Annotated in this window: 1 protein-coding gene; it reads right to left on the bottom strand. The window is 62.7% G+C overall.

The window, feature by feature from the left end; translation table 11 throughout:
- The coding region (locus L6D80_RS29955; protein ID WP_236183117.1) for an Ig-like domain-containing protein at positions 1 to 255 on the bottom strand (255 nt) is incomplete at both ends.

Genomic DNA, 255 nt, shown 5'->3' with positions numbered 1-255 from the left:
TCGAGCAGCTCACCGTTGGCTTGCGCCGGAACGAGCGTAATGCTGAACGTGCCGTCAGCGCCAGCCACCACGGTGCCAATCACCGTACCGTTGGCATCGCGCACCTCGACGCGGCTGCCAGCCGGGGTAGTACCGGTGAGGGTGGAACCGTCGGCCGAGATGACCAGATCGCCGGGGCTATTGGGGGCTGAAGTCAGTGGTACTTCGAAGTCCACAACAGTAGACGCATTACCCGCAGCATCGATTTGCACCAGG

This window comes from Pseudomonas ceruminis (assembly GCF_021602025.1).
Lineage (GTDB): Bacteria > Pseudomonadota > Gammaproteobacteria > Pseudomonadales > Pseudomonadaceae > Aquipseudomonas > Aquipseudomonas ceruminis.
Note: the sequence above shows the minus strand (reverse complement) of the source record. Positions and strands in the feature narration are given on the sequence as shown.